General features: G+C 34.7%; 9 protein-coding genes. 5 read left to right on the forward strand and 4 right to left on the reverse strand.

The window, feature by feature from the left end; translation table 11 throughout:
* Positions 1–20 precede the first annotated feature (20 nt).
* Together IQ247_RS11160 and IQ247_RS11165 are read right to left on the reverse strand one after the other, a co-directional pair.
* On the reverse strand, positions 21–251 hold the full coding sequence (locus IQ247_RS11160) for a DUF4129 domain-containing protein (RefSeq protein ID WP_193919893.1): 231 nt from the start codon (positions 249–251) through the stop codon (positions 21–23).
* 135 nt (positions 252–386) lie between these two features.
* Positions 387–578: a hypothetical protein gene (locus IQ247_RS11165; protein ID WP_193919895.1), complete on the reverse strand. Its 192-nt coding sequence runs from the start codon at positions 576–578 to the stop codon at positions 387–389.
* A 64-nt stretch (positions 579–642) separates the two neighbouring features.
* Here IQ247_RS11165 and IQ247_RS11170 point away from each other — a divergent pair, with 64 nt between their 5' ends.
* The gene (locus IQ247_RS11170) at positions 643–2,166 is read left to right on the forward strand and encodes a transposase (RefSeq protein ID WP_193919897.1); all 1,524 of its coding nucleotides are present in this window, start codon (positions 643–645) and stop codon (positions 2,164–2,166) included.
* A gap of 29 nt (positions 2,167–2,195) precedes the next feature.
* Here the strand turns inward: IQ247_RS11170 and IQ247_RS11175 are convergent, their stop codons facing one another.
* Together IQ247_RS11175 and IQ247_RS11180 are read right to left on the reverse strand one after the other, a co-directional pair.
* Positions 2,196–2,399 (reverse strand): hypothetical protein, encoded by a 204-nt coding sequence (locus IQ247_RS11175; protein WP_193919899.1) that lies wholly within the window; start codon positions 2,397–2,399, stop codon positions 2,196–2,198.
* 105 nt (positions 2,400–2,504) lie between these two features.
* Positions 2,505–2,993 carry a DUF2243 domain-containing protein gene (locus IQ247_RS11180; RefSeq protein ID WP_193919901.1) on the reverse strand — a complete coding sequence of 163 codons (489 nt, stop codon included), beginning with the start codon at positions 2,991–2,993 and terminating at the stop codon, positions 2,505–2,507.
* A gap of 167 nt (positions 2,994–3,160) precedes the next feature.
* Between IQ247_RS11180 and ybiA the strand changes: the two genes are divergently transcribed.
* The 4 genes from ybiA (at position 3,161) to IQ247_RS11200 (ending at position 8,960) form a co-directional block, all read left to right on the forward strand.
* A complete protein-coding gene (ybiA, locus tag IQ247_RS11185; RefSeq protein ID WP_193919903.1) occupies positions 3,161–3,628 on the forward strand; it encodes a riboflavin biosynthesis intermediates N-glycosidase in 468 nt (155 codons plus the stop codon).
* A 951-nt stretch (positions 3,629–4,579) separates the two neighbouring features.
* Positions 4,580–5,128 (forward strand): LabA-like NYN domain-containing protein, encoded by a 549-nt coding sequence (locus IQ247_RS11190; RefSeq protein WP_228059650.1) that lies wholly within the window; start codon positions 4,580–4,582, stop codon positions 5,126–5,128.
* Between the two features lie 1,685 nt (positions 5,129–6,813).
* Complete coding sequence (locus IQ247_RS11195) at positions 6,814–7,290, forward strand: hypothetical protein (protein ID WP_193919907.1); 477 nt, start codon at positions 6,814–6,816, stop codon at positions 7,288–7,290.
* Positions 7,291–7,739: 449 nt separating this feature from the next.
* Positions 7,740–8,960 (forward strand): urease accessory protein UreH domain-containing protein, encoded by a 1,221-nt coding sequence (locus IQ247_RS11200; protein WP_193919909.1) that lies wholly within the window; start codon positions 7,740–7,742, stop codon positions 8,958–8,960.
* Positions 8,961–8,977 lie beyond the last annotated feature (17 nt).

Consider the following 8,977-nt stretch of genomic DNA (forward strand, 5'->3'; position numbering starts at 1 on the left):
GGACTTTTAACCTTTAACCTTTAACCTTTAACTATTTGTTGATACGCTTGTTGACATTGTTCGTAATTATCTAAGACGATTTCCTTTTCATCAAAACATAATTGTTCGTGAGTGGTGATGAGAGTGTAGTAAGGTTGGATGGAATTTGCAGATAATTCTAATAATTGTAGATATTCACCGTCAGTGCGACTACGTTTGTGGGGAAGAATTGCTTTTTCATGTAAATACTGTAATGCTGCCAGGTAAAGCATACGACAGGCTTCACGGTAATTCCCCTGACCAGATAATTGTTGCGATCGCGTTAACCAGGTACCGCTTGATAAGAAACTCCAAGAGAACGCAAACCCAGAGTTTTTAAACCTGGGTTAGTTCGATGAAAAGCGAATTTATTCGCCGTCATCTTTTATTATGTTTTCGATATAATCTCTGACTCGCTTCTGCCAGTCGGGAATACTTTTTAGTTTTTCTTTAACTTGCGGAATTAACCGAATAGAAACTTGAGCGGTTAAAGATTGTTTTCTTGTGGTTGTAAAACCTTCCTCGTTGCCTTTAACAAAATGACCTTTAGAATTTCTCATAAATTTTGACGGTATGGTAACTAACGGCTATACTGCTTATAGCACTGTTTGAGAGGTCGGTCAAATGCTAAAAAGCAAAACACCATCGTTCATAACTGAAATGCCGTTAAAAGTAGATAGCAAACAAGAGAAAGAACTACTCGCTCGTTTTCAAGCAGCAAGACAACTCTATAACGCTTGCCTTAACGAAGCTTTAATTCGTATGAACTTGGTGCGTAACTGCTCGCCATACAAACAGGCAAAGAAATTAAAAGGAGTTAGCAAGAAAGAACGGCAAGATTTATTCAATCAAGCCAGAGAACAGCATAGGTTTAGCGATTATGCATTAAAAACTTTTGCGACTCAAACGGCTAACCGTAGCAAGTGGATAACCAGTAAGTTAGGCGCTCATGAAAAGCAGACGATAGGCACAAGAGCTTTTAAGGCTGTAGATAAAATCTTGTTTGGTCAAGCTAAAAAAGTACGGTTTAAGGTAACTACCCGCTTTAAATCAGTAGAAGGGCAGTCAAACGCTACTGGCATAAGGGTTGTCAATAACCAGGTTTTATGGAAGAAATTAATACTAATTCCTGTTATTGATTGGAATAATCCAGTGTTAGTTCATGGGTTAAATTCGCCTGTTAAATATTGCCGTATTTTATGGCGTAACCTTAACAGGAAAAGACGCTGGTTTATTCAATTAATTAATGAGGGTTTACCATATCAAAAACCTCAAAACTACGTAACACAAGGGATTGTTGGATTAGATATTAACATTTCTAATGTTGCGTTTGTTGCGGATAATAAAGCTGGATTGTTGCCATTCGCAGAGAAAGTGCCGACTTACGAACGTGAGATAAAAGCACTTCAACACAAGATGCAGCGTTCTCAGAGAATGCATAATCCAGATAATTTCGAGCCTGATTTTGATAAAAAAGTTGGCAATAAAATTGTTCGTAAGAAAGGTAAAGTTAAAAAAGGTAAAAAGCAATGGATAAAAACCAGAAACTACCGCCGGATACAAGCTAAAAAGGCAGATTTAGAGCGGCGTAAATCAAGTTATGCAAAGTGTCAAAACCGTAAAATAGTTAATGAGATATTGCGTCATGGTAATCAAATAAAAACTGAGAGAGTAAGTATTAAAGGCTGGCATAAACGTTACGGCAAAGCAATTTCTGCTAAGTCACCAGGATTTTTTCAATCAGAAATTAAACGGAAAGCTGAAAACGCTAACGGTTATTTTCTAACATTTTCCACTCAAAAAACAGCGTTATCTCAAACCCATCTTGATGGCACTCGTGTCAAAAAGAAACTATCAGAAAGAGTGCATAAAGACGTTACAGGTATTAGACCTATGCACAGGGATTTGTTTAGCGCGTTTTTGAGTAGATGCGTGTATAACGACAAGTTGTCACTTTGGGATGCTCAATGTGAGTATCCAGGGACGGAGCCGTTCTTGTTAGACGGGTGGCAACAGTATCAATCCGCAAATCGAGTAGCCGAGTGTAAAAGTAGGGATAGTTATAATCCCTCGGAGCGGATGTCTAACGAAGTGCTAACCTCTAACCAGATAGTCAAGAAGGACGAAAAGTTAGAAGGTAATGCCTGAATCTCAGTGTCTTTAGACCTGAGAGTGGCTCAAAACTGGGTTTCTAACGGTTTTCCGTTTCCTGTACCAAACCGATTAATTTTACCCCACCAAGTATAAAAATAAGGTCGAAATTCTCGCCACAATTGTAATGCTATCCAAGCTAAGAATAAACTTAAAGCTATCCAAAACAATATTTTCAAAGCACTTAATAGCCGCTCGTCAATATTCCATTTGGGAGATATATCTGGCAAAATATTTTTGAAAGGAGAGCCATAAATAGGGTAAAGGAAAGGATGAAGGATAAATTATAAACAATAAATTATAAACATTTATACTCCATCTATTATCCTTAATACTCAATTCTTCATAGTTGATTTGCCTGTTTGTTGTAACATTAACCAGCCAATTACTGCAATCAAGGTACCAAGAGCTAAAAATCCCATATCCCAAGCAAACTCATTTGGCCCGGGTTTAACATGATGAACCCGGAGAATTTGATGGTCGATTATTCCTTCAATTAAATCAAATAAACCAACACCGATCGCAATTGAGCCAAAAAAAGTTGTCGATGACCAAGCAAGATCATTACGCTTTCCTGCTTGCCATAACAATACTATTCCGATAACGGTCATCAAGAAATCAAAGACGTGAAATATACCATCTCCAAGTACATTCAAGTCTATATTGGGGCGATTGGTCAGCGGTTTAACATTACTTAACATATGATGCCATTGCAGGATTTGATGGAGGACAATACCATCAAAAAATCCTCCTAATCCTATACCCAGACAAATTCCGGCTACAATCAGCGGTTTACGTTGACTACTAGCCAATTGTGGCTCCATCTTCTTACCTTTTACCTTATAGACGTTTAGTCTCCACGGTAAAGCTTTAATCAAGGAAAAAACTTCTGCCTAGAGGTTGTAGAAAAAGAAGAAATTTCAATTCAACAAGCAAGCTGCTAACATCTACAGGCATTATAGAAGTTGATGTATAAAATAGCTATTTTGATATGACTATTTATTTTTACAAAGTTTCCCAGCCCTATGGTTGTTTTTCTAATTTTTCTCTTCACCCAATTGAAATGTACAATACTTGTTGGTCTACGGTGGAGCATTATTACCAAGCACAAAAGTTCGTAGGAAGTCCAGATGAGAAAATTATACCTTTGATTCATGGGGCTTCCACTCCAGAAGAAGCTGCTGCTTTGGGACGATGTTCTACTCGTCAAATTCGTGCTGATTGGGAGGTTGTCAAAACTCAAGTGATGCGGGAAGCGGTACTCAAAAAGTTTCTAACTCACTCTGACATTAGAGAGATTCTGCTTTCTACTAACGATAAGTGGTTGGTAGAAGACTCACCTAAAGATTATTTTTGGGGTTGCGGTGCAAATAAAACCGGACACAATCATCTGGGACGTATTTTAATGAGTGTACGGGAAGAACTTCGTATACTATCTATTAAAGCGATCGCCAAGTAATTATTTTTCAATCAAATATTTCTTTGACTGCATTTAAACCTCTTCTAATATTTAGGAAGGGGTTTTAAAATGTGTTGCAAATCACCTATTACTCAAATAATTTATCTATTTTAGCCGACATATACTATTTATACTTTGTAAATTAATTTAAACAACGAAAATTATGCAATACAGTTTACATTCAATTGACATGATAACTTTGTATAATTATGAAGTTTTTTATCATTCGAGCAGTTATAAAGAATGTATCTGTATTTATTTAAAATTGATGTATCCTAAGTATTCAGAGTTATAAGTAATATCCGGATTTAGTAAATTGCTTGATGAATAAAATTGAGTAGATTAAAGAATTAATCCAAAAAAATACTTTTCTATAAAAGGTGTCAATTGTTTGTCTATTAGCGTATTAAAGTCAAGTCTTCTGAATGAAATCTGAGTAAGTAACTATCTAAATAGTTTTGTTGATTAAATCTATTCACCCTCACAAATTACCAATAAGACTCGGTGAAGTTTATGGGATTATTATCAAGCAAAAACATGAAGAAGTAGATTATTTTATCTTGATAATGTTGCTTATTTTACTTTTGTTTATCAACTTTTTGATAATTTGTTAAGACTTTACTTTTCAAATAATGTCAAAATAATTTACGTTATGTAGAACTAAATAAAAGTTTCGTTACAATAAATTTATCTGCTTTATTGTGATTCAACTAGCCAATGAACAATTGTTGACTTTCAATATGACTTTACTTTTTTTTATGGGATTAAAAAAAATTAATATATATGTAACTTATACTGTTTAATTTCTAGAAGAAATACCGATTGAATTTGATAACTTTTATTATCTTGACAACCTTAAAATTTATGGATATTACAAATTTTACTGCTGAAATGCAACCTAACAAGCAACAACAAAGAATGAAAATTATTCTTGCAGATGAAGAAACGCGGATGCCGAAGAAACAGGCTTCTCGATTAAAAATTACTTCCAATCGTGGTAGAGTTGCGATATTTATTGATGGTTCCAATTTGTTTCATACAGCTTTACAACTCGGTATTGAAATTGACTATACCAAATTACTTTGTTATTTAACAAAAGAAGCAAGATTATTAAGAGCTTTCTTTTATACTGGAGTTGATCGTCACAACGAAAAGCAACAAGGTTTTCTACTGTGGATGCGTAGAAACGGTTATCGTGTGGTGACAAAAGAAATAATTCAACTTCCAGATGGTTCGAGAAAATCAAATCAACACGTAGAAATTGCTGTAGATATGATGAATTTATCTCCCTATTATGATACTGCGGTTTTAGTAAGTGGAGATGGAGAGTTAACTTATGCTGTAAATGCTGTAGCTTATCAAGGTGCTAGAGTTGAAGTTGTTAGTTTGCGAGCGATGACTAACGAATCTTTGATTGATGTTGCTGATTATTTTATTGACCTCGATACTATTAAACACTACATTAAAAAAAATAGCCAATCATGTTGTGAAGAAATATAATTAAGTTACCTTGATGGCGGAATGCTACATACCAATTTACAGAGAATCGGGGTGTTCACTGCAAAATATCTCTTTAGTATTTAATGCTGTAAGCTTAATGGCTTGGAGTTTAAATTAAAATATCATATTAATTTGCATTTATTTATACAAAATTAATCGGAACTTAGGTCGATAAATTCAGTTTATATACTCAAAAGCTAGACTTTTATTTATTGAAGTAAAAAATATCTATTAATTATTGCGTAAATATACTTTATACTCAAGATATATTTATATTTTTTTTAATGAAGATAAAACTTTTGTTTAATATTTATTTATCTCCAAAGCACTAAGTTATAATTGCTACAATTAGACTGAAAATTAAATTGACAAATTGTAGTTATAGTTAAGATGAATAGTAAATAATAATTAGCTTTAAATATACTACATACACTGATGTAAAAGGATTTCAGTGATATCGCTCCCGATAAAAATTTATTTGATTAATAGCTTTAAAATTTAATTTTTTATCGGCAAATAACTAACTCAAATCAGCTTTTGGAATTATAAATTTACGTCTGTATAAAAAATAAGTGTTAACACGGATTTATCGGTTTTGAGAATTCTACTAATATAGACATAGATAGAAGTATAAACCCTTGAAAAAACTAAAAAATACTTAGCAGTCATGAATACTTTTAGCTGGTATTTTCCCTTGAATCCCATTCATTTTGGATAACTCAGGAGTATCGTTGATGAACAAAATTGAATTTGCTATTATCCTCAGCTATTTGTTAATGAGTTGCTATTTTTTCATTAACTGGTTGAAATTTACTCTACGTCATCCAACTTCCTCTCCAGAGGAGAAATTTTTATCTTTTGTAATGTTCATTATCTCAACTATTTTTTGGCCAATAATAATTCCTATGTCTTTGATCGACATATTGAAAACCGACAAATTGGAATTTAGTGTTGTAGTTCCAATCCTGGTTTTGGTTTTTGCATTTAGTCTTGTGTTTTACATTGGATAAATTATTTCTGTTTAGCGTCTAAATCCTCTTTGCTCCTTGCACTTACTTCAAATTATGCTTAAATTCTACGCGATTATACTTAAGTGAAATATGCAATATTTTACTCCTACTTATAATTACATATCTATGTATGAATTAAAGTAGTTTCAACTACTTTAAATTAATGACTTCGTTAATTTGCTTGGTTATCAGGCTGCATCATTTTTTTTGTATTCAAATAAATTTTTAATGATTAATTTTCCATCTCATATTTTTTTGTCATCATCAAATAATCAATTGAATTCAGCTAAATTTTAATAGTGGATTAACTCATATCTTGCACCATAGAAACCTATAGTTAAAATAATTACTAATTATTTGACTTCGTTTTTACCCGCCTGGGACTGCAAGTCTCAGTCTGATAGCAGAAGTCCATAAAAATGGACTAAAAATATTACAGCTTTACGTTAGTTATATTTTTATTTATATTTTTGATTATTTAGCTAATTATGCGGCTCTGTGCAAGATATAAGTTAACAAAGTGTATTTGGACGAAATGACAATTGCTTATTTTTTTTACTGAATCATAATCATAGTAGTTTAGTTAGCTCAACTACGACAAGCTGTCTTTTGACAGGATGCTCAAAATCATCTAAATTATTACCTTTGTAAAGGTATTTTTTACTTGTTTTTGCTATGAAAATCAAACACTTTTTTGTCGCTACGGCTACATTTGTTTCCGTAATTGCGAATGCAAAAAGTGGGACTATGACTGTTGCTGATATGGTTGGTGGACATAGCTCACATCATCAAAAAATCGAAGTTCTTCAAGGACAACCGATACCAACTGTTGATTTAGTTATACATCAAGATGCTAAGAAGGGATGGAATCTAGAAGCAAAAGTGACTAATTTTGAATTCGTACCCGACAAAGTTAACGCAGCAGCAGAACCCGGAGAAGGACACGCTCATCTTTTTATTAACGATAAAAAAATTACCAGATTGTATAGTTCTTGGTATTACCTCGAAAATCTTCAACCTGGTGAAAACCGCATTAAGGTAAGTTTGAATGCTAACAATCATGCTGATTGGACTAGTAACGGTAAATTAATCGAAGATATAGAAATTGTCAAAGTTTCACAAGCAGTAAATAAACATCAGGGACATAACTAATTTGTGGTAAGGGTAAAATTCCCTTCGATATCACAGTTTATAAGCCTGCAACTAAAAGAGTTTAGAAGAAGTATATTATCCCATCAGATTAATAAAACGCACTACTAGTGGTCCACCACATTAATTTTGAGGAGTTAAAATACCTCTTCGTAGGTTGGGTTAAGCGTTGGCGAAGCCTGTCCGACAGGACATAGCGCAACCCAACGCGGGTGCCGAGGCTCCACTACGTTTTGCTTCGCAACGCTTGCGCGAACAGCCCAACCTACAATATTACATTGATTACCCCTCATAACTTATGTGGTGGAGTACTAGCCCCGGAATTGATTCTAAAGTAGTTATGAGGGCTAATTGAGAATGGTACAAGATGTCAGCGCCCAAAAAAAAATATATTTTGAATATTTTCCAGAAAAACTCTTTTATAATCCACAATCTCAAATCTAAAATCCAAAATGGTACTTGACCTTTTCCTAATTGCAGCCTTGGGATTTCTCGGTAGTTTTGGTCATTGTGTAGGAATGTGCGGACCTTTGACTGTCGCATTTTCTTTGTCTTCCCCAAGTGAAAATACTAATTGGTGGCAACAATCTAAGTTCCATGTTCTGCTTAACTTGGGGCGTATTTTGAGTTATAGCTTTGTTGGTGCTGCAATTGGGGCATTAGGTTCTATATTGTTGGAAGGTGGGCAATTAGCAGGAGTTGGTAGCGGATTACGCTCCTGGATAGCGATTATTACTGGAAGTATGTTGATTTTGTTTGGACTTCGACAAATTAATCCCAACTTTTTACCCAAAATTCCATTTTTGCATCCATTTTTACAAAGTGGTTTACACAATCGTTTAAGTACAGGAATGTCCAAACTGTCATTGCAAAACAGATGGTACACACCAGCATTTTTAGGGATAACTTGGGGTTTAATGCCTTGTGGTTTTCTTTATGCAGCCCAAATTAAAGCCGCTCAAACAGGAAATATGTGGATGGGTGCAGCCACAATGCTAGCTTTTGGTTTGGGAACTTTGCCGATGATGTTGGGTGTAGGAGTATCTGCATCGTTAATTGGAAAAGATCGGCGATCGCAATTATTTCGTTTGGGTGGTTGGGTAACTCTGACAATCGGCATAATTACCCTACTGCGGACTGGTGACACAATGGTAGACTACACCGGACACGCTGGTTTAATATTGCTGATGTTAGCGCTGATTGCTCGTCCGCTCAGCGGTTTATGGGCGGCACCAATGCGTTATCGTCGAGCTTTGGGGGTTGGTGCTTTCGTCGTTTCTTTAGCCCACACTTTCCACATGATGGAACATTCACTTTCATGGAAACTTAATAGTTTTTTCTTTTTACCATCAGAATTTCAAGTTGGTATGGCTCTTGGTGCAGTAGCCTTAGTGTTAATGATTCCCGCCGCTTTAACCAGCTTTGATTATTTACAAAAATCTTTAGGTAAATATTGGCGACAAATTCATTTATTGAGCGTTCCAGCTTTGATATTAAGTACAATTCATGCCGTAATTATTGGTTCTCACTACCTTGGTTCCTTGCAATTAACTTGGACAAATAAAATAGCAACAATCGGCTTAGGAATTGTGACTCTCATAGTGTTATTACTTAGAAGCCGTTTTTTTTGGTCAATATTGCGCTTACAAAAATTTTATGTTCCCCCACGTTGAAAAGAGATGGGGAGATG

The sequence above is a fragment of the Plectonema cf. radiosum LEGE 06105 genome (genome assembly GCF_015207665.1).
GTDB lineage: Bacteria > Cyanobacteriota > Cyanobacteriia > Cyanobacteriales > Nostocaceae > Rivularia > Rivularia radiosa_A.